This window comes from Catenibacterium sp. GCM10023432 (assembly GCF_042651925.1).
GTDB classification, from domain to species: domain Bacteria; phylum Bacillota_I; class Bacilli_A; order Erysipelotrichales; family Coprobacillaceae; genus Catenibacterium; species Catenibacterium mitsuoka.
In genome coordinates, this window is the sequence record NZ_JBHSEB010000079.1 from 1 (window position 1) to 22,052 (window position 22,052).

Annotated in this window: 15 protein-coding genes; 3 read left to right on the forward strand and 12 right to left on the reverse strand. The window is 30.7% G+C overall.

Translation table 11 applies throughout. The features are described 5' to 3' along the window. Window positions 1-94 precede the first annotated feature (94 nt). Genes dnaB through ACFOZZ_RS10420 form a run of 4 tightly spaced genes read right to left on the reverse strand, consistent with a single transcriptional unit; the run spans window position 95 to window position 4,783 of the window. Window positions 95-1,456, reverse strand: a complete 1,362-nt coding sequence (dnaB, locus tag ACFOZZ_RS10405) for a replicative DNA helicase (protein WP_055233907.1) — start codon at window positions 1,454-1,456, stop codon at window positions 95-97. A gap of 11 nt (window positions 1,457-1,467) precedes the next feature. Further along, entirely contained in the window at window positions 1,468-1,914 is a 447-nt protein-coding gene (gene rplI / locus ACFOZZ_RS10410; RefSeq protein WP_055233906.1) for a 50S ribosomal protein L9, read from the reverse strand. 2 nt (window positions 1,915-1,916) lie between these two features. Continuing rightward, window positions 1,917-3,878: a DHH family phosphoesterase gene (locus ACFOZZ_RS10415; RefSeq protein WP_278860662.1), complete on the reverse strand. Its 1,962-nt coding sequence runs from the start codon at window positions 3,876-3,878 to the stop codon at window positions 1,917-1,919. 14 nt (window positions 3,879-3,892) lie between these two features. Beyond that, the gene (locus ACFOZZ_RS10420; RefSeq protein ID WP_376815205.1) at window positions 3,893-4,783 is read right to left on the reverse strand and encodes a DUF2232 domain-containing protein; all 891 of its coding nucleotides are present in this window, start codon (window positions 4,781-4,783) and stop codon (window positions 3,893-3,895) included. A 90-nt stretch (window positions 4,784-4,873) separates the two neighbouring features. Here ACFOZZ_RS10420 and ACFOZZ_RS10425 point away from each other — a divergent pair, with 90 nt between their 5' ends. Both ACFOZZ_RS10425 and ACFOZZ_RS10430 read left to right on the forward strand, forming a co-directional pair. Then, entirely contained in the window at window positions 4,874-5,179 is a 306-nt protein-coding gene (locus ACFOZZ_RS10425; protein ID WP_376815206.1) for a metal-sensing transcriptional repressor, read from the forward strand. Then, window positions 5,176-7,638: a heavy metal translocating P-type ATPase gene (locus ACFOZZ_RS10430; RefSeq protein ID WP_376815207.1), complete on the forward strand. Its 2,463-nt coding sequence runs from the start codon at window positions 5,176-5,178 to the stop codon at window positions 7,636-7,638. Before ACFOZZ_RS10425 ends, ACFOZZ_RS10430 begins: the two co-directional genes overlap by 4 nt. A 10-nt stretch (window positions 7,639-7,648) precedes the next feature. Here the strand turns inward: ACFOZZ_RS10430 and ACFOZZ_RS10435 are convergent, their stop codons facing one another. Next, a complete protein-coding gene (locus ACFOZZ_RS10435) occupies window positions 7,649-10,165 on the reverse strand; it encodes a translation factor GTPase family protein (RefSeq protein WP_278860658.1) in 2,517 nt (838 codons plus the stop codon). A gap of 136 nt (window positions 10,166-10,301) precedes the next feature. Continuing rightward, window positions 10,302-11,666: an aminopeptidase gene (locus ACFOZZ_RS10440; protein ID WP_376815208.1), complete on the reverse strand. Its 1,365-nt coding sequence runs from the start codon at window positions 11,664-11,666 to the stop codon at window positions 10,302-10,304. A 126-nt stretch (window positions 11,667-11,792) separates the two neighbouring features. Here ACFOZZ_RS10440 and ACFOZZ_RS10445 point away from each other — a divergent pair, with 126 nt between their 5' ends. Then, on the forward strand, window positions 11,793-12,056 hold the full coding sequence (locus ACFOZZ_RS10445) for a pyridoxamine 5'-phosphate oxidase family protein (RefSeq protein ID WP_279147623.1): 264 nt from the start codon (window positions 11,793-11,795) through the stop codon (window positions 12,054-12,056). 308 nt (window positions 12,057-12,364) lie between these two features. Here the strand turns inward: ACFOZZ_RS10445 and ACFOZZ_RS10450 are convergent, their stop codons facing one another. From ACFOZZ_RS10450 to ACFOZZ_RS10475, 6 genes are read right to left on the reverse strand one after another with little or no spacing between them, the layout of a single operon-like run. Then, a complete protein-coding gene (locus ACFOZZ_RS10450; protein ID WP_055233899.1) occupies window positions 12,365-12,667 on the reverse strand; it encodes a cyclic-phosphate processing receiver domain-containing protein in 303 nt (100 codons plus the stop codon). A 1-nt stretch (window position 12,668) separates the two neighbouring features. Beyond that, a complete protein-coding gene (locus tag ACFOZZ_RS10455; protein WP_278779678.1) occupies window positions 12,669-12,959 on the reverse strand; it encodes a RyR domain-containing protein in 291 nt (96 codons plus the stop codon). A 1-nt stretch (window position 12,960) separates the two neighbouring features. Next, complete coding sequence (locus tag ACFOZZ_RS10460) at window positions 12,961-16,866, reverse strand: protein kinase domain-containing protein (protein WP_376815209.1); 3,906 nt, start codon at window positions 16,864-16,866, stop codon at window positions 12,961-12,963. Continuing rightward, on the reverse strand, window positions 16,866-17,540 hold the full coding sequence (locus ACFOZZ_RS10465) for a protein phosphatase 2C domain-containing protein (RefSeq protein WP_055235250.1): 675 nt from the start codon (window positions 17,538-17,540) through the stop codon (window positions 16,866-16,868). Before ACFOZZ_RS10465 ends, ACFOZZ_RS10460 begins: the two co-directional genes overlap by 1 nt. A 15-nt stretch (window positions 17,541-17,555) precedes the next feature. Continuing rightward, the gene (locus ACFOZZ_RS10470) at window positions 17,556-19,523 is read right to left on the reverse strand and encodes a hypothetical protein (RefSeq protein WP_376815210.1); all 1,968 of its coding nucleotides are present in this window, start codon (window positions 19,521-19,523) and stop codon (window positions 17,556-17,558) included. Window positions 19,524-19,548: 25 nt separating this feature from the next. Continuing rightward, complete coding sequence (locus ACFOZZ_RS10475) at window positions 19,549-22,038, reverse strand: TIR domain-containing protein (RefSeq protein WP_376815211.1); 2,490 nt, start codon at window positions 22,036-22,038, stop codon at window positions 19,549-19,551. Window positions 22,039-22,052: the final 14 nt, after the last annotated feature.

A 22,052-nucleotide genomic window follows, 5' to 3' on the forward strand; every position in this document is an offset into this window, starting at 1 on the left:
ATCATTTATAAGCAGAAAATGTCATGCCCCTGTTGACATGACATATAAGCGACTGCCTGTCGCACAATAAGCAGTGGCGCATGTGCCACTGCTTTTAAATTCTTAGTCCTTCACCACTATTCTGGTTTTCTGGACCTGTATAGTAATCTGAGAAACGAGAGTATTGTTTTTCAAATACAAGGCTGATATCGGCTGTTGCACCATTTCTGTGCTTGGCTACAACGATTTCTGTTAAGCCGTTTGTTTCTGCTTCTTTTTCTTTATTCTGATAGTCTTCACGATGAAGGAAAGCTACAATATCGGCATCCTGTTCGATGGCTCCAGATTCTCTTAAGTCGGACAACATCGGTTTTCCTTTACGCTGTTCAACCTGACGAGAAAGCTGTGATAAGGCAATAACAGGACACTTCAATTCTCTAGCTAATGCCTTTAACTGTCTAGAGATATCTGATACTTCCTGCTGTCTTGATTCTCTTGATGAAGATGGACCAGAGATCAGCTGAAGATAATCGATAATAACCATCTTTAAACCCTGTTCTCTTTGCAGTCTTCTACATTTAGCAGCAATTTCACCAATCTTAATTGCTGGTGTATCATCAATATATAAATTACAACGTGTGACACGATCTGCTGCTGCATAGTATTTATTCGCATTCTCTTTCAAAATCGCACCTGTTTTTAATTTATTGTTATCAATAGATCCTGCACAGCATATTAATCTGGTTACAAGCTGTTCAGCAGGCATTTCTAGTGAGAATATTGCGACAGCTTCTTCACTATTAAGTGATGAATTAAAACCAATATTCAAGGCAAAGGCTGTTTTACCTACAGAAGGTCTAGCCGCAAGAATAACTAAATCACCTGGCTGGAAGCCTGATGTTAATTTATCTAATTCTTTATAGCCTGTTTTTACACCAGAGACAACTCCACCATTTTTCTGAAGGAGATTCATTCTGGCTGTGACATTCTGTACAACACTTTCAATTGTCTTGAATTCCCCGGCATTTCTATCTCTTGTGACTTCTAAGACGTCTTTTTCTACTGTATCAATAAAATCATTGATATCAGTAATTTCACCATAAGCATCCTGTACGATGGTTGTAGCTTCCTTAATGAGTCTTCTGAGTAATGACTTCTCATTTAAGATCTGAAGATAATGTGTTGTATGGGCTACTGTAGGTACAGAATTCGCAAGTACCAATAAGTAATCTACCCCGCCTACTTTTTCTAATATCTTCTGATTGATTAAATAATCAGTCACTGTTGTTGCATCAATCGGTTTATTACTGTCATGAAGGAACTTCATACCTGTAAAGATCAGTCGATGCGCATCAAGATAGAAATCCTGAGGTGTTGCCATGTTGATGACATCGTTACATGCGTTCTTATCAATCAACATCGCCCCTAACAATGCACGTTCTGCCTCTAAGTCATGAGGGAGTTCTCTTGTATCCATGAGTATTCACCTTATTTTTCAGATAGATGAACATTGATAGTCGCAATAACACCTTTATAAAGTTCAATCTTAAACTTAGTAGTTCCTAAAGCACCTACTGGATAAGCATTAATGAACTTTCTCTTATCAATCTTAATACCATGTTCTTCTAATAATTTCTTTGCGATATGTTTTGTAGAAACATGATCAAAGCTCTTACCATCCTTACCAGTCTTAACCTTGAATTCTAGTACGATAGTTTCAAGCTTCTTTGCAAGTTCCTGAGCTTCTTCTTTTCTCTTTAAGTCTTCCTGTTTCTTTTCTTCTTCCTGTTTAGCAACAATCTTCTTGCCTGTTTCTGTTGCCATTAAAGCTTTACCATTCTTAATTAAGAAGTTCTGTCCATAACCGTCAGATACATTAACGATTTCACCCTTCTTACCAACTTTTTTCACATCTTCTAATAAAATAACTTTCACACTTATACACCCCTATCTTCCAAATATGCATCTATTGCATGTTCTAATCTCTCTTTCGCTTCTTCGATTGTCACATTTTCAATCTGACAGGCGGCCATAGAGAAGTGTCCGCCTCCATGTAAAGCATCATTTTCCATAATCATCTGGACATTGACCTTCTTAGAACTACGTGCACTGATTGCAACTGTGTTCTTAGATATATATCCTATCGCAAATGCAGCATAAATGCCAGAAACATATACCAATTGATTGGCTGCCTTTGCAAGAGTAGAACGGCTAAGTTCTTCATCTTTGCCTGTCGCAATAAGGAATTTATCCTTATAACGATAAGCTGATTCTGTGATATCAAATATTTCTTTCATACATTCAAATGAATCTTCTAGTAATTCATAAGCAAGTGATAAGTCGGCCTGCGCTTCTTTGAGTTTAGCCGCTGACTGGAATGTTCTTGTACCCACATGCTGTCTGAAATAGTTTGTATCAACAAGCATCCCTGTATACATGATTGTCGCATCAAGAGATGAAATTTCAATTTCATGCTGCTGATAATCAAATAGTTCTACAAGTAATTCTACTGTAGAGGATGCAGATGGTTCTAAGTATGTTAGAACCGGTGAAGAAATGAATTCTTCACTACGACGATGGTGGTCAATAATGACCTTGTTCTTTACTTTATCAAGTACTGAACGACTGATAGCAAGTGAATCCTTATGGTTATCCACACTGATTAATAAAGTATTCTTATTGGCTTTTTCAAGTGCTTCTGAAATAGTCAACATGAGTCCCTTATAATCAGGATTACTTCTCAACATTTCTACGACACCTTTTGTTTTTTCTTCAAGAGATTCATAATCAATTACTATGTTAGCTTTCTTCCCTAAATTCTCTACAATACGTGCTGCCGCAAGAGACGCACCAAATGAATCTAAATCTGAATTCTTATGTCCCATAATGAGAACATTGCGTGAACGTGTAATAAGTCCCGCAAGAGACTGTGCCATAATTCGTGAACGTACTTTAGAGGATGTTTCAAATGCATCGGTCTTACCACCAAAGTAACGCACATGATCTTTACCGCTCTTAATCGCAATCTGGTCACCACCGCGTGAATAAGCAAGGCTTAATGCGGAAGAAGCGAGTTCTTCTAGTTCTCTTAATACTTTTGTACTTCTACCAATACCAATAGAGAGTGTCATAAGAACATCCAATTCTTCTATCGCATTCTTGAAATCATCCAAAATAGAGAATTTAGATTCAATAAGTTTCTTATAGATACGTTCATTAAAGAAGACAATGTATTTACCTGTCTGATAACGTCTAATGATCATACCATTCTTATATGCCCAGTCAGTAATTGTACTGCGGCATAAATTTTGAATCTTTACCTTCTGTGATTCATCTACATTTGCAATAATTTCATCATAGTTATCTACAGTAATATAACCCATGCACACCTGAATATCTTCATAGTCCTGTGATAAAGACACATATTGTGTCACATCCTTCATATAGATGAGTCTTGTATCTGCACTATTATAGACTTCAAATTTTTTCCCTTTGACTTCTATTATTTTGACATCTTCATCATCAAAAAGACTAGCAAGTGTAGGCTGCCATTCTAATAATTTGATTCCTACAATATTGATATTTAATGCCTTTAAGAAATCAGAGACCCATGTGATATTTCTATTTTCATCATATTGAATAAGTCCTACACCACCATAGATCAAGGCATTTTTAGCATCAATACCTAATGCATCGCTGACTGAATAGCTGTTTTGCTCCATTAAGTAGCTCATATAGAACAACAATGAAATATAGACCACATTCGTAGTAACTACAAATATCGCAAGACGAAGCATCCAGGCCTGATGAAATATGCCAAAGGCCGCAAAGGCAGCAAAGATTATAAATACGAGTAAAAGAACAAAGATATTTCTAATTTGTGCAACTTTTCTCGTCATTGTAGAAGCCCTCCTTATTGATACTTATTATACAGTATTTGACGTATTTCAACAAATATATCAATAATTCCTAATATAACTAATAGTGACTGTAGGAATGGTATAAATACCAAGAAAATAAGCAAGTTAGAATAACGGCCATGGTTTCTGATAATAAGATAAAAAGATAAGAAAGCCAGACCATCCACCATAAATCCTAAGATACTAATAAAATAGAGATATTGTACAATAACAACATTTCCAAAATATTGTCTAGCAATCATACTACCTGCAAGCATGATTGCAAGAATATATCCCATTTTAGGACTGAATCTAAATGTCGCAATATGAATACTCATATCAAAAGGTATTCTTAAGCGTTTAAAGAATAATGCACATAACATCATGACTAGATAACTCTGTAAGAATGACATGATGAGTATAGAAAGTGGAATGAGATTATAAAAGTCCTGGAAAGTAAAGACATTTGATAAAGAAGGCACAGCCGCAATAATCTGGTTATACATTTCTTTTGCTTCAGTGAGTAAATTAATACCGAGTACTCCTGAGAATACATAGAAATATAAAAAGTCAGATAAAAAGAAGAATGTAGCACCAAGCACCAGCATTGTTTCTTTCTTAGCTCTATTTTTAAGACATAGTCCTACAACTGTTCCCATACCAAGTGATGAGAGGACAATTAATACATAGCTGAGTGTTCCAAATAGAAAAGCAATGACCATGGAAGCAACGGAAGTCATTAAAGCTTCTTTCAGTCCTGTCTTATAGCTATAGATAGCTATAGGAATAGCCATTCCATAACCTATTAAGGAATCAAACATCGTACCTGTCATTGTATTAAGTACTGCAAGGACACCAAAGAGTGATGCGATGAATGCGCCCTGCACGAGTTTATTTGTTTTCATAATTCATTTCTCCTTGTGGTCATTATACAACAATCACATCGCTTGACGTATACCCCTATAGGGTATATGATTGGGACAGGAGGTGAAATGATGAATAAAAAAGATTGCTGTTGTAGTGAACGTCATAAGGATCGTAGTGAAGAAGAAAAGAAAAAACTCATGAACCGCCTCAAACGTATTGAAGGACAGATTCGAGGAATTGAGGGCATGGTTGAAAAGAATGCCTATTGTCCTGATATTTTAATTCAGGTTTCTGCAGTAAATGCAGCTTTAAATAGTTTTAATAAAGAATTACTTGCAAAGCATATTAAGACATGTGTTGTGGATGATATTAAAGAAGGTCATGATGAGACAATTGATGAATTAGTGAATGTATTACAGAAGGTGATGAAATGAAACAATATAATATTACTGGTATGAGTTGTGCAGCGTGTGCCAATCGTATTGAAAAAACTGTGGCTCATATTGATGGTGTAGAAAGCTGTTCTGTTTCTTTACTCACAAATTCTATGGGTGTAAAGGGAACAGCATCTTCTGAATCTGTTATTCAAGCGATTGAGAATATTGGATATGGTGCTAGTGAAAAAGGTGTTGAAAAAGTCAAGGATGATTCTTTAGTGGATCATGAAACACCAAAATTAAAGAAGAGATTGATTACTTCTTTAGTATTCTTATTACTATTAATGTATCTATCTATGGGTCATATGATGTGGAAATGGCCTGTGCCTTCATTTTTAGAGAATCATGTATCTCTTGCAGTGACAGAGATGTTATTGACTATTATTATTTTAGTCATTAATAAAGCGTTCTTTATCAATGGATATAAGAGCTTATTTCAGTTATCTCCTAACATGGATGCTTTGGTCGCATTAGGTTCTAGTGCTGCTTTTGGTTATAGCTTAGTTGTTTTATATTTAATGATTGATGCAATGAGCCAGGGACAGATGATGAAGGTGATGATTTTAGGACATGATCTCTATTTTGAATCTGCAGCTATGATTCCTACTTTAATTACTGTAGGTAAGATGTTAGAGGCAATGTCTAAAGGACGTACAACAGATGCCTTAAAGAGTTTAATGGATCTTGCACCTCAGACTGCCGTTATTATTAGAGACAATAAAGAAGTGACTGTAGGAATTGATGAAGTCAATAAAGGTGATTTGTTTATTGTCAGACCGGGTGAAAATATTCCTGTCGATGGTGTGATTGTAGAAGGTTCTACAGCTATTGATGAATCTGCCTTAACAGGTGAAAGTATTCCTGTTGATAAAACTGTGAATGATACAGTATCAGGTGCTACACTTAATCAGTCAGGTTTTATTAAAGTACGTGCCACTCGTGTAGGGGAAGATACAACACTTTCACAGATTATTCAGATGGTGAGTGATGCAGCAGCCACTAAGGCACCTATCGCAAAGAAAGCGGATCAGGTCTCTGGTATCTTTGTACCTATGATTATCGGTATTGCGTTAGTCGCATTTATTGTCTGGATGATTCTAGGAAAGAGTATTGGATTCTCTATTGCCCGTGCTATTTCTGTATTGGTTATTTCATGTCCATGTGCACTTGGTCTTGCAACACCCGTAGCTATTATGGTCGGCAATGGTATGGGCGCTAAAAATGGTATACTATTTAAAACTTCTGAATCATTAGAAGTCACAGGATCTGTTGATATTATTGCGTTAGATAAGACAGGTACAATCACAAAAGGAACTCCTGTAGTTACTGATGTTGTCCCTTATAAGATAGAAAAAGAAATACTTTTAAATTATGCTGCAAGTCTAGAAAAGAATAGTGAACATCCTCTTGGTAAAGCGATTACTGATTATTACCAAGGCAGTGAAGAAGTCAAAGATTTCAAGATATTGCCTGGTCATGGGTTAAGAGGTTTAATTCATGATAAAGAAGTATTAGGTGGCAGTATCAAGATGATGGAAAAGCATATTCCTGACGATGTTGAAATACAAGCTAAGAATATGGCTAAAGAAGGTAAGACACCACTATTCTTTAGTTATGATGATTATTATCTTGGTATGATCTGTGTCGCTGATACAATGAAGGAAGATAGTCCTCAGGCAATCAAAGAAATGCAGAATATGGGTATTCAGGTCGTGATGTTAACAGGTGATAATCTAGAAACAGCCCAGGCAATTGGTTCAAAAGCAGGTGTGGATGAGGTAATTGCAGGGGTATTACCTGATGGTAAAGAGAGCGTTATTAGAAATCTACAGAAACAAGGTAAAGTGGCTATGGTGGGCGATGGAATCAATGATGCCCCAGCACTGACACGTGCGGATATTGGAATTGCGATTGGGGCAGGCACTGATATTGCGATAGATGCAGCTGATGTTGTCTTAATGAATAGTAAGCTGACAGATGTCACTGCCGCTATTAGACTCTCTCGTGCAACATTAAGAAATATCCATGAAAACTTATTCTGGGCATTTTTCTATAATGCGATTTGTATTCCTGTTGCTGCTGGTGTATTTATCACTTTAACAGGATGGCAGATGAGTCCTATGTTAGGGGCTGCTGCGATGAGTTTATCTAGTTTCTTTGTATGTATGAATGCATTAAGATTGAATACTTTCTCTATGCATGATGCATCAAAAGATATAAAAAGAAAGAAAAAGGAGAAAAAAACAATGGAAAAAACTTTAGAAATTACTGGTATGATGTGTGGTCATTGTGAAATGGCTGTAAAGAAGGCATTAGAATCTGTAGATGGTGTAAAAAGTGCTGATGTAAGTCATGAAAAAGGCACTGCAGTTGTGACTTTAAGTAAAGAAGTATCTAATGATGTCTTAAAGAAAACTGTAGAAGATAAAGATTATACAGTTACATCTATTAAATAAAAAAGAAGTCCTAAGACTTCTTGAGATCCTCAAATGCATAACTATGCATCTGAGGATTTTTTCTTTCAAATTCTTCTTTTTGAATTTTAGAACGAGAAATGACATCCTGAAGTAATTCTCTTGATGAGATACGTGTCGCCCCATGACCTAGCACAATCTTCTGTTCAAGATTATCACTTGTCGCAACCACAAGACGATATTGTCCTGCCATCTGTTTTGTGATGCTTTCAATATAAGCATCCGCTGTCTGTCCTTCTTTTGTATAAACGATTTCCATATCGTGATACATCTGACTCTTGCCTTTATTCTGTGGAACCTTATAAGCGTCAAAGACAAGGATCATATGGCAGCCACGATACCCTTTATAGCTCATCAATATATCAATAAGCTTATCTCTTGCGCTACCTAGGTTTTCTTTCGCAAGTTCTTTCAGTTCATCCCAGGCAAAGATGACATTATATCCATCTACAATCAAATATTCATCTAATGCCTGTACTGTATTAGAAGAGACATGATCTTGTTTAGGTTTATAGTAGTCACTCGCAAGTTTTGTTTCTAATGGACCATAGGTACGTTCATATACTCTTTTAAGTTCTTCATCACTAATATGTACAGGATTATGTGTATAAGTATGTTCCTGTTTCATCGCACTATAAAGAGGCAAATGCATCTTCTCTCTTACTTCATCATAAGGGACATAATATCCTGCACCGTGTGAACAGAAGATAGAACCTGTAGGATTATCTAGATCTGATTCACTGTCATAATCACATTGAGTTATCACTTCTTCCTGATTTTCTACTGGTGCATAGAATGTATCTAAGAAGAAAAGCTGTCCCTTTCCTTTTGTGGAAGTCAGAAGTTCTTTTTGATAATGAGTCAAAAATAAAACGGGTGCTTCACCATGAAGTGTTGTAATATCATTATTCTCGTTCACTACAGTAGGTGTTGGATAGTCTTCTAAAGCATAATAAACCTTACTCAAAGCCTCTGTAGGAATAACTAATTCATATTTATAATAGGGCTCTAAAATAACTGATTCAGTCATTTTTAAACCTTGTCTAATAGCACGATAAGTGGCTTCTCTGAAGTCTCCTCCTTCTGTATGTTTTAAGTGGGCTTTACCACCTAGAAGTGTGATTTTCATATCTGTAATAGGAGAACCTGTGAGTACACCTAAGTGTTCTTTTTCCTGTAAATGTGTCATGATAAGATTCTGATATCTCTCTTCTAAGTTATTCTGACATTGATTATCAAAGACAAGTCCTGAACCTTGAGAAAGTGGTTCTAAGTAAAGATGGACTTCGCTATAGTGTCTGAGTGGTTCAAAGTGTCCTACTCCTTCTACTGGTTCTTTGATTGTTTCTAGATAAGCGACATCTCCTTCATCTACTGTGATATCTTCATTAAAACGATCTTTCATTAATTGTTTAAGAATATCTATTTGAACTTCACCCATTAAAGAAACCTGGGCATAATCATCAAAGAGTTTTAAATGAAGTAATGGTTCTTCTTCACCTAATACCTTTAAAGAAGAGAAAAAATGATTGATATCTGCTTCTTTAGACGGTTGAATTGAATATAACATGGAAGGTCTAAGCGTTGAATGAATCACATGTCCTGATCCAATATAATCCCCTGTCTGAAGTTTCTTAATACCTGTTAAGGCTACAATATCATTCTGAACGGCTTCTTCTATAAGCGTATAATGGTTCCCTTGATATAGCCTAATTTGATGAATCTTTTCATCATGGATTGTATCACGTACATGAAGCCTGCCACCAGTTACCTTAATAAAGACAAGACGTTCTCCTCTTTCATCTCTCGCAATCTTAAAGACCTGTGCAGATAATTCTTTTTGTGGTTCTTTTTCTAAAGTATAACGGTCTAAGGCATCAAGTAGTTCTTCTACACCTTGATTCTTAAGTGCACTACCAAAATAAAGTGGATAAAGATGTCTATTAGAAATCGCTTTTGCGATAGATGCATCCTTTAAAGACTCTGTTTCTAAATATTCTTCTATCATCTCTTCATACAGTGCTGCAATATCTTCTTCAGAAGCACTCATGTCCATGATGTGAGGAGATAATTGTGATAAAGAGTCCAATAGTTCTTCTTTTGTATAATGTGTTAAATCCATTTTATTCACAAAGATGAAGGCTGGTACATGATAGTGCTCTAATAAGTTCCAGATAGTTTTAGTATGCGCCTGTACACCATCTAAACCATTGATAATCACTATTGCATAATCAAGTACACTTAATGCACGTTCCATTTCTCCACTAAAATCAGCATGACCTGGTGTATCAATAAATGTGAAATGGTTATTCTTATAATCAAGAGAAGAAACCTTAGAAAAAATAGTAATGCCTCTTTCTCTTTCCTGTGTATTATAGTCAAGAAATGTATCTTTATGATCTACACGTCCCTGATGTTTAATTGTTCCTGTCGTATAAAGTAATGACTCACTTAATGTGGTTTTACCTGCGTCAACATGAGCCACCATTCCAAGTGTTAATTGTTTCATCAAATCACCTCTTGATTATTGTATCATAGATTAATCAAAAAACACCTTGGTTTTATCCAAGGTGTGTCTGTAGGTATATCTTTATATACCATGCAATATATAAAGTCACTACCTGTTTTAACTACAATTCTATGAATTATGCATTCTTCAAGAATGCTTTATATGCCTGATATGTTTCGTATACGTCTACTTTAGATACGACTTCCATTGGTGCATGCATATTTAATACTGCAATACCTGCATCAATAACATCCATGTTGTAGTTTCCAAGGATATAGGCAATAGTGCCTCCTCCACCCTGGTCCACCTTACCAAGTTCAGCTGTCTGATAGTGGATATTTGATTCATCCATGACAGCACGAATTCTCGCAACATATTCTGCAGAGGCATCATTACTTCCGCTCTTACCTCTTGCACCAGTATATTTATTAAATACAATACCGTTACCTAAATAAGCAGCGTTCTTCTTATCATTCACACTTACAAATAGTGGATCTACCCCAGCAGATACATCACTTGAAAGCATCTTTGATCTAGATAAAGTAAGTCTTGTCTGTACAAAACTATCAATACCCATCTTCACTAACATTTCACCAATTGTATTTTCAAAGAATAAAGACTGAGCACCTGTAGCACCTACTGAACCGATTTCTTCTTTGTCTACAAGAATAGCACAGCATGTATAGTCACATACATCCATATCAAGAATTGCAGTTAAAGATGTATAGGCACATACTCTATCATCATGACCATAACCTGCAATCATTGAACGATCTAAACCATAGTCTCTTGCTTTACCACTTGGCACAACTTCAATTTCAGCTGATACAAAATCTTCTTCTTCAATATCATATTTATCTTTTAATAGTTTTAAGATATTGGCCTTCACAGCATCTTTTTCTTCACCTACTAAAGGCATATTACCTAAAGTAACATCAAGGTTTTCACCTTCAATCACTTTAGCTGCTTTCTTATCTAACTGTTCTGCAGCTAAGTGAATAAGTAAATCAGAGATACCTACTACTGGATCATCATCATCTTCACCAATCACAACATCTACGACAGTACCATCTTTCTTAGCGACAACACCATATAATGATAAAGGAATAGTCACCCACTGGTATTTCTTTACACCACCATAATAGTGTGTATCAGCTAATACGAATCCTTCTGATTCATATAATGGATTCTGTTTTAAGTCCATTCTAGGAGAGTCAATATGAGCACCTAAGATTCTCATACCTTCTGTAAGTGGCTTATTACCAATCACAAATAAAGCAATATTCTTATCTCTGTTGTTGACATAAACCTTGTCTCCTGGTTTAAGTGTTTCAAAGGAATCTAATGGCTTGAATCCTTTTTCTTCGGCTAAGCGAATAGAGTCTTTAACACAAGCACGTTCTGTTTTGTTTTTTGAAATATAATCTTTATAACCTTCATTATATTCCATGACTTCATTAAGATTGTCCTTATACTTTTCCCATGTATTTTTTGCGTACATTTTCTAACCTCTTTTCTTTTTATCTCTACAACAGTATACCATGCTGAATAAATAAAGATAGTGTTATGAACTGTTTGCATCATAATTCTATTTTTTAGTAGAATATACTTAAAGAAGGTGTTTGTAATGAGAAGAAAAGATAGAGAAATCACTGCCTTTGATGAAATAATGAAAATCATTGCGAAATGTGATACTTGCAGAGTTGCCATGTTTGATGAAACATTTCCTTATATCATTCCTCTTAACTTTGGGACTGATTTAGAGGATAACCAATTATATTTATACTTTCATGGTGCAAAGATTGGTAAGAAGATTGATCTAATGAAACAGAATAAGAATGTTTCTTTTGAGATGGCATCCTGTTCATTTTATTTCTTGCTTATTATTTGACGCTTACCCTATATTTTATGGGATGCATTATATCACATTAAAAAAATCACCTCTATATTCTTGAGATGATTTTATAAGATGTTTTTTACTATTTAATTTAAAAGTTATTACTGCACATTTCCATCAAAAGTTGAAAGACACACTATTTCACTACAGCTTCTTTTAATTATTTTCATTTTTAACTTTTCAATTTTTTTCTAAAGTTAAATCTCATTATTGTTTCTTTACCAACATATATTTCTTATAAGAAAACTGTATTTTAGATATTTCAAAAACAAATCTAAACAATTTTTAATGCATCTAGAATATCATCGTATAGTATTTTGAGTAATACGAATATTATGAGGAAAATGTTCTTTTGCATATTTATACATTGCAACACTTCCTATTGAATGTGTTGAATGTATATTTAATTGACTTTTTGGATACTTGTTGTTATCAGACATATATTTTAATATATCTAAACCAGTATAACCATCCTGTATATCATAATCTAATGAAATAAAATCAAATTCTAATAAATCAAGCAATAAAACAGCTTGCTTATATTGACGTACAACTGTAAATCCTTCACCAACAGGATCTCTAACATCATCAACAAACAATTTCATATTATAACTCCTTTTTTATAATTTCGTATCCCATTGCCTTAATGAATCTTAAAGTTTCTAAGCATGTATTACGATCATATTCCTTTTCACTTTCAGGTAAATCTTCATATGGAACTAAACATGGTGTTGTTTTTAATCGACTATCTTTGGCTTCGCCATATGTCCATCCCTCTGCAATTCTTGAAGACGCCCATACATCATGATTGTTTTTTGCTAGTGATTCTAATAATTCTAATAGTTCTTTATCTAATACAATTGATTTTGTATCTTTGGGTTGTGGTTTATATGTCATTTTACTTTCCTTCTTTCATAATTTTTAAGAGTTTTGCAGCAATATTATCCAATTCACCTCTATTAAATGTTTGAATACCATAAGGGCAATCCTTCTTTTTTTCTAGTGAATCAGTAATAATCACTGCTTTTGTTTGATTACCATAACGATTAACAATATTATTTAATTTTTCATAATATTCATTTATAAGATTGGTAGTTGCTTTACATTCTACAAAAAGAGAATCATATCCTTTTGTGAGAATAATATCTATTTCACTTGTAAATGGATTACCATTACAACTTACAGTCACATCATTTTCAATATCATCAAATAATAAAGACTCTTTTAATAAATAATAAATATAAATTTCATATAATTTTCCAGCTTCACAAAGCATTTCTTTAATTTGAAACGAATGAAATCTAAAAAATGATTGTTTATCTCGACTATATCTACTTATTAATTGCTTTTGTTCTATCTGATGAAGTATATCATTATACTTTTTATCAATATTCAATTGACTGTATTCTAAATTGTAATATCTCACTGCAAGTTTGTATTTTCTTCCATTTCCATATCTACTATATAATGGAACAATATCAATATTTGAATAATCCATAAACATAGATATAGGTTTATTAAATATTAATTTTATTTTTTCTTTATTTGATTCATGTACATATAAAGTGATAACAATATAATTTGAATCAATTTTAAAATTTGAATTTCCAGATATAATTTTATGTTTCTTAAGACCATCAATTATTTTATGAACACCTTTCAAACATACAACCGGCATACAAAATTGTAATTCATAGTCTTGTATTTGTTCTTTAATCTCAAATATTGTAATAAGATCTTTTTCAGAAACAACTTTTTCAATACCCTCTGTTAACTTTTTCCATAAGGATCTATTCTTCACATATATTTTCCATAAATCAAGATATTCTTTTTTAAAGTATGGTTGACCCTTCTTTTGTGTAGATGCTTGACTGAGTTCCGTAAAATCAAGAACACTTAAATATTCCTTATTATCAATATATGTCAATCTATCAGCTAAATAGATATTTTGAAAACTTTGTGATGATAGATTAAAAGAATATCTTGGATAATGATTTTCTTTCTTATTTAATAATTGACATAGTGGAGATTTATTCATTTCAATAGCATAAATATTGTCAAGATATTTATCTATCACATGAATATCATGATGATACGTTAAATTAATGACAGATTTAACTCTAGAATCCTTAAAATCTTCCACGGATAATCGATAATCTGTATCATTTAAAATAATAAAATGAATGATAACATCATTTTTCTTAGAATCAAAGAATTTTTTAACTTTATTATATGAATTTAAAAATTCTTTTTTTCCTTTTAATTCATAAAGATATGTCACTTCTTTTACATTAGACGTTAAAACAGAACATACATTTAAAAACATGTTATCTATCACATATGGAATCATTAAATGAAGTGAAGGTGAATAAGTCAGTATATAAGGTATTTTTTCTATAAGATCAAAATCAATTTTTTTATAGTCCTTATAACTATGTGCACCTAAAATTGGCTGAACATGACAATCAATATTAGATATATAATTCATCGTATTCTCAAGTTGTATTTTGGAAAGACACGCCAGACTCTCTTCAAATTTTTCTTTATAGTAAGAATAAATTCCTTTTTGATAATAGTCACCACTTATTAAACTATTTATACATAATTCCCAAGCGCTGAATAAAACTAATGAATGATAATATTTAACAATGATCTTTTTGATTGAATCAAAGTCTGATGTTTGCATAAGCCAGTCTTTATTATCATCTATTTTCTTAGTCAATTCTTGATGTAACTGAATAGATGCATTATCTAAATCATCTAATCCTATGTGTGTTTTCATCCATTCATTATGACAAATATTATCTAGTTTCGTTTCATAAGATGAATGAAGAATACATAGATGTTTTTTATTCATTTTATCTTTGGTATGAGGATAATTAGCTGCTGCTTCTTCCACATCCATTGGAGTCCATCCAGATACTAATTTTTCTGTTACCCAGCGACGATGTTCAATCCATGCTATTTTTTCTAGATTATCTGCTTTATCAATCTTTTGTTTAAATAACTTAGCAGCAGATGCATCGTCAGCATTTATACCTAAACTATATAATTTATATTTAAGTGATAAAGCAAATGATAAACTTGATTCTAAATTATATTTATCATTGAATTCTGCAAGTAATTTATCAAAGGAAATTTTTCTATGTTCATTCCAAACAATATGTGTATTTAACGCTAATTCTTTCATTCTGTCATAATTTTGCAACTGACTATATTCTTTATCAATAATTACGGAATGCATATCACCTTGATCATATCCTTTAGTTGCAATATATTGAATTGACTTATTTTGATAACAATTATTTATTTGACTTGCAAGTTCATAATTTTTTTTGTTATCTAAATACGAAATAAATATATAATTACAGTTTTTAGCTTCTTTCAAAATCCCATCATATTCATTAGAGTTCATTTGAATAAAAGCGATATCTCCATAATTATTTTTCTTATTTCCATTAAAGAAATCCATTAATGATGGTCTTTGATCAAGATACTGTTTAACACTATCTTCATACAAAACTGTCACCTTTAATTTTTTATCAATCATCTGTCCTGATTGTAAACATTGATCTAAAAATAGTTGACCATATAATCCAAAGCCTGCAACTAACACTTGTATTGTTTCTTTGGCATATTCATATAATGGATGATTATATAATAAATTTTGAAATATAACTTGCATATCCTGATCTAAATATTTTTTAACATCAATTAATTGTATTCTTTTGTTATTAGAAATGTAATGAGAAAAATGTGAAGGTACAAGATAACAAATGGCTTTTTCTAAATCTTCCATAAGTTCTTGACAATGATTATATCTTAAAATAACTTGCTGGTTATTATCTAATATCTTTTCATCTGTTAAACATTTTTTTAATATATATATAAGAGTATCTTTGAGTTGATAATAAGATGTAACAGGTGAAGAGTTGATAAATAGTGAATCATTGATGTATTGCTCTATATTTTCAAGATATTCTTTTTGATATCCATTAAAATAAGGATATTTTTCTTGATCCAAAACAACAAGTGAATCAAATAACACAACTCCAATAGAATAAATATCACTTTGTATTGTATATTGATTATTAAAATTCAAATGAAGATAGGGATCACTATATCTAGGTGTTTCTCTCATGTTATTTTGAGTTCCAATAATAGGACATAATGTATCAATATCAAAAAGATTTAATAGATCATAATCAACTTCATTATTCTTTTTTAAATATCCAAAATTACTAGGCTTAATATCTAAATGTAACAATCCAGCATTATGTAATGAATAAATACATTCTGTTAATGAAAGTATACTATTTAAAATAACAAAAAGATTTCGTTCCGCATCATGAGTAGGATTTTCTTGAACATTTCTTATCATTTTTTCATACACTTCTAAATCATAATCGGGAGTAAATATATATATCGTTCCTGTTTTGTCACGACTTGCATATAGAATCCTAAAATAAGGAATATAGGACCATAGCTCCTTCTTTTCATTTATTTTTTCTAAAAGAGTTTGATATGCATTTAAATATCTCTCTCTTCCCTTTTGAAATTCATTGATTTTATCACTTAAAACTTCATTAATAAATAAATATCCTTCATCATTTCTTTCTATAAATTCACTCAATTCATAAGGATAATATTCTTTAAGACGACCTGTTGTTTGATCTAAATTAACTTGATAACTTAATACACTTCCTCCATATTCTTCACTACCATTTTTAATATGCACTATAAATTCATTATTATTTTCATCAAATAATTTTATATTCTGAGATAATACAATTCTTTTGTCCATTAAAAAGTACCTCCTATATAACTACAATCATCATAATTATGACAATGATTAAAATAATCGTCTAACATTTGGTAGTCTTTTCGAATAAGTATGTCTTTAATACTCTTTTTTATTTTATTTTCTTCGAACATTTCCTTCCAGGCACCATCACTAAACAAGTAAATATTTTGAAAACAGCCATCAAAAATATGAATATGAGTATGTTCTTTAATATTATGATGTGTAACCGTATAAATTCCTTGAAAATTTTGGACAGGGTAAGAAACGATTTCTATTTCTTTATTGAATACAGTTAAAGAAAGGCTATCTCCCAAAGAAAAAACAAGTGTTTTATTTTTTCTTTTATTATAATAAACAAACAATAATGTCGATGACAAACTTAAAAAATCAATATTTTCATTTTGAGAAATTTGTCTAAGTGAATATTGAAGTTCATCTATCACAAGTTTCTTAATAACTTCTTCATCAAAGTGAAACAAGTCGATATGAGCGACAATGTCTTTGACCTTATTCGAAATAACCTTTGCGCCTTGCAAACTATTTTCACAACTACTCACACCATCTGCTAAACACAGAAACATCATATTTTCATTGTCTTCACTTAATAAATAATCTTCACTTTTTTTATGATTTGCGATATGATATTCACCAATTTTACTATACTCTTTAATCAATTTAAAAACCCCTCACTACATTTTTTGATAACTATATGCACTTAAGATAACCAACACATCGAATATATTCTTTTTTGAAATAGGCTGATAATGGGCTTGTTCTAGATATGACTTTATACTTTCTTTAAAGTCATAAAATGTTTCATTAAAAGTCTTTTCAGAAGTATTCATTAAATTATAATAGTAGTAATAGCTTGCTATTAAATCTGTTCTTGTTATTGATAAACTATCTAAAGAATTGGATGTATGATTATTGAATAATACTTCTTTTTTATCATAATGTTCAAAATTCTTTCTTAAATAAGAATCTACTTTTTTTAACAATAATATAAAATCATCATTTTGTTCTGTCATTTGATTCGAATATTGTTTTTCTAAATCATCAAATTTCATATCTATAAACCATAAACCATAATTTAAATCTTTTAAATTTCCATCATTCAACTCTTTTATTTTTTGAATGATTTTCTCATATTGTAAATAAGCCTCTTTTTGATTTGATTCTATCATCAAATGATTTTGATTATGTTTAAAGTCATAATGATCATGAAGATAGTCATAAAATTCTTTTTCATTACTATAAAATTTATTGACTGTATTTTGTTTATAATCAAATAAAGGATCATTTTCTAATTGATGATCTGTTAACTTTTCATTTGCTATCATATTTATCATTTCATTAGCTTTTTTTATTTTGTCAGAAGATGACATATTTTTTTGACATAAATAATAAAGATAGATCATCTCTGCATAATTTCTATAATTAATTGCAAAACCTTCAGGAGAAGCAAAAGCCCCATTATTTTTATTTTTATAAACATCTTCTAGATAACGCATAAAATTATTTTGATAATAATCATTAAATAAATTAATTTCTATATCACTATTATAATCAGGTATTTCATCAGAAAAAGCACAATAAGTCATATGAAACGCTATAGCAAAAAGATATAAATATTGTTTCGTTTTACCACCTGATTTGAATTGCCCATTGGCTAACATATCTGCCATTTCAACAATTTCACATGTGTTTTGTTGATGTTTACGTTTTTTAAATTTTTTTACATCATCTATATATTTTATCTTTAAAGAATTTTCCTTGCCATTTTTATTTCTATAAAAAATTTGATTAAGTATACCTTTAAAATTCTTCTCTAGCTTTTTAAATTCTATAATTTTATCATTCGTATAAATTTGTTTTAACCCTTCTAATGAACATTGCCCACATGAATTTTCATATACAAAATCGGTAAAAATACTTTTTAATTTCTCTTGAAAACAGGATTCATTCATTAAATAATCTAAAGCACTATTCTCTTTTCCTTTTATTACCAATCCATCTTTGATCATATAGTCATACTTCAATGATTCTAAAAATTCAATCATCGCTGCTAGACTATCATGTTCTTGATGATCATTATTTAAAAAATAATCAAATATTTCTTCATCTAAACATGCAAGATATTGATTATGAGTAGGATTATCTAATGAATATTTATACTTCATATATTGATCAAGAGCTTCTTTTCCTGAAATACCACTATTGGGAAGAAAATCACCATATTCTTGATCAATCAATCCTTTAAGAATTCTTAAACGTAAAGAATCTGTAGGATATTTTGGATAAAGAAAAGTCACCATTCGATTCATATAATGATAAGGTGATGGAAATTTTTGGAATTGTTTGAATAATATATGTAAAATTCCTTTAACAACCTGTTCTTCATCAAAGCTTTTTTCAATAGAATCATTTATCAGTTTTTCATAATAACAAATATCATTTGTTTCTATAAAATCAATATGACTTTCACTTAACATCTGATATAACTTCGCATAACCCTTATATTCCATCCCCCTATTTTTTGCTGTTTTTATTTGAGATAAAACTTTTTGAAAATCATTATATGAATACACTTTCATTTCATTTTGTATTTCTTCAAATGTTTTCTCCATTATTCTTGTGATTGTTCGTTCATGATTCATTATTATTTTTTCCTCCCCATGGTTTTTAATACTTAGTAATAAGTAATCCTTCAGGTTGATATCGAAAGAAAACTTTAAAACTATGAAGAATATCAGTAGTATTTTTTCTTTGATAACTTTGTAATATTTCATATAATAGGCAATCGCTTTGATTTGTTTTCTTGAATAATACACATGCTTTATTTATTTTATCCATATCATTATAACAAATTCCCTCTAACATATAAGCAAACATAAGTAAACGATTATATTCTTGTCTATTGATTTTTCTTTTATTTTTATCCATCAGATTATTTATTTGATTGATTAATTCTTCAAGTTCTTTTTGATATAATTTTCTTTTGCCTGAAAATAAAAATGTGGTTTTTTCTAAAAAATATGTTAAATATAAAGCTTTACTTACTAGTGCAATTATATAATTATTCATATTCTTCTTTGATTCATACTTTAAATATATTTTTTCAGATACCTGAATACATTGATCAATATCATCAAAATGAAATTGAATTGTATTGGGATAGCATTTAAGAATATGTAAGCACCTGTAACAATCAGCCAAAGACAAATAATCATTATATTCATCATATTCTTCTACTAATGTCTTATAGATATTCTTTGCATTTTCATAACACTGTATTGCTTTTTTATATTCTTCACCAATCAGTTTATTTCCTTTTTTTATTAAATCATCAGCTTCCTGTCTTAGCAAATATTGTTTTTTCTTTGATGAATCATATTTTTCAATGAGTGTATCAAAAATAATTAGATCCATTTTATAAACATTTGGACTTTCATTAACCAATTGCCTAGCATATTCTTTTCCTATCTTTGCATATTTAACAACATCTTCAATTTCTTGATTTTCTTCTTTTTGTTTACATAAAAGTATGTAACAATTCATTAATAATACTCTTGTATTAATTTGGTCATTTGTATCTAAATATGATTCTAAAATATCGATACATTCTTGATATTGTTGTAACCCCATTAAGCGATGAACCTTTTCATCTATATTTTCAACAACTTTTATTGAAGCGGATTTTTGTTGATAATAATTAGCTAAGTCCATTTTACCATAATATTCATAGCTTTCTTCCAATTTAGAATAAACACGTTTTAATTCATGTGAAAAATAATCTTTATATGCAGGATATTTTTTATGAAAACAAATGATTTCTTTTTCCATTTGAAGTAAAACTTTTCTATTTTTTTCTTCATCATAATTGACATATATATAATGAAGATTGAGTAATTGTAAACAAATCACTAATGCATTTTCAAATGTTTTATTTTTTTTATAACGATCGTAAATTATTTTTATTATTTTTTCTTGATAAAACGCTGCTTTTATAAAATCATTTTTATGAATAAATATTCTATGTGCCCCATTATCTTTATGTTCTTCTGATTGTCTGAGTATATTTTCTACTTCATTTATTGTTTCTTGAGTAGTGAAATGAGAAATTTTTTGATTTTGCAATCCATTTCGATAATATTTCACCAATTTCATACAGGCTTTATAGTTATTTTTTTGCGCAGATTGTTCTAATAACTCAATCCCCTTTTTTTGATTTCTTAGCATATAAATTCCATAATAATTTGCTAATCCCATAAGGTATAGATGTGATGGATTATTTCTATTTTTTTTCTTTTGAACAGGTAATAATACATCTTTTAAATATTGTAAATTATTTCCATCAATAATATGATCAAGTTTAGGATAATGCTTATGAACCAATTCATGATCTGTTGACTTCATTTCTATTGGAATAATTTTTTTATTTTTATTTTTAGCATATGGATACTCTGTTTCTAAAATGTAATTTTTATTTTCTAATATATTTTCAGTAACCAGCAATATCATAAAATCAGCTTCGTTTAACTCATTTTGAATTTCTTTTTCAAAATCTTTACCTGTTATTATGTATTCATCATACCAAAAAATAGTATCTCTTAATTCAGGTATAGAATGAATATTTTCCATAAGTTTATTTGCATATTGACGATCTTTTTTTCTATAACTTATAAATATTTGACTTGTACATTCATGTTTTATCTTTTCTTTTAAACTCGCACTTCCAATATATTCAATAATTGTTTCTTTTAATTTATGTTCATATAGACGTTCTGTAGTGTCAAGGGATTCTCTTACAATATATTGCGCATTCATAAAAAATTGAATGTACAATTGATATTCAATTTCTTCTACTAAAATAGGTAAGACAGGGATATTATTTTCTAAAGCATATTTTAATTCAAAATCTCTTGCATAGTTATTTTCACACAAAAACTTCTGACTGACTACAAAAACCAAAATACTCATATCATTTAAATCGTCAATATGTTCTAATTGAGTATGTGGTTCTATATATGTAACAACACAATCTACTTGTTTTAATATATCATCAGTAATTATTTCAATATATCTATAATCTTTTGAATGAGCAGATAAATATATTTTTTGTTTATTAACTAAAGTATATCCTTTTCTATTTTTAACTTGAAATTGACTCATTTGATTTCCCTCTC

Coding starts and splice junctions, on each gene's coding strand:
- dnaB (WP_055233907.1), bottom strand. CDS start 1,456: ATGGATACAAGAGAACTCCCTCATGACTTAGAGGCAGAACGTGCATTG.
- ACFOZZ_RS10415 (WP_278860662.1), bottom strand. CDS start 3,878: ATGACGAGAAAAGTTGCACAAATTAGAAATATCTTTGTTCTTTTACTC.
- ACFOZZ_RS10420 (WP_376815205.1), bottom strand. CDS start 4,783: ATGAAAACAAATAAACTCGTGCAGGGCGCATTCATCGCATCACTCTTT.
- ACFOZZ_RS10425 (WP_376815206.1), top strand. CDS start 4,874: ATGAATAAAAAAGATTGCTGTTGTAGTGAACGTCATAAGGATCGTAGT.
- ACFOZZ_RS10430 (WP_376815207.1), top strand. CDS start 5,176: ATGAAACAATATAATATTACTGGTATGAGTTGTGCAGCGTGTGCCAAT.
- ACFOZZ_RS10435 (WP_278860658.1), bottom strand. CDS start 10,165: ATGAAACAATTAACACTTGGAATGGTGGCTCATGTTGACGCAGGTAAA.
- ACFOZZ_RS10440 (WP_376815208.1), bottom strand. CDS start 11,666: ATGTACGCAAAAAATACATGGGAAAAGTATAAGGACAATCTTAATGAA.
- ACFOZZ_RS10445 (WP_279147623.1), top strand. CDS start 11,793: ATGAGAAGAAAAGATAGAGAAATCACTGCCTTTGATGAAATAATGAAA.
- ACFOZZ_RS10450 (WP_055233899.1), bottom strand. CDS start 12,667: ATGAAATTGTTTGTTGATGATGTTAGAGATCCTGTTGGTGAAGGATTT.
- ACFOZZ_RS10455 (WP_278779678.1), bottom strand. CDS start 12,959: ATGACATATAAACCACAACCCAAAGATACAAAATCAATTGTATTAGAT.
- ACFOZZ_RS10460 (WP_376815209.1), bottom strand. CDS start 16,866: ATGGACAAAAGAATTGTATTATCTCAGAATATAAAATTATTTGATGAA.
- ACFOZZ_RS10470 (WP_376815210.1), bottom strand. CDS start 19,523: ATGAATCATGAACGAACAATCACAAGAATAATGGAGAAAACATTTGAA.
- ACFOZZ_RS10475 (WP_376815211.1), bottom strand. CDS start 22,038: ATGAGTCAATTTCAAGTTAAAAATAGAAAAGGATATACTTTAGTTAAT.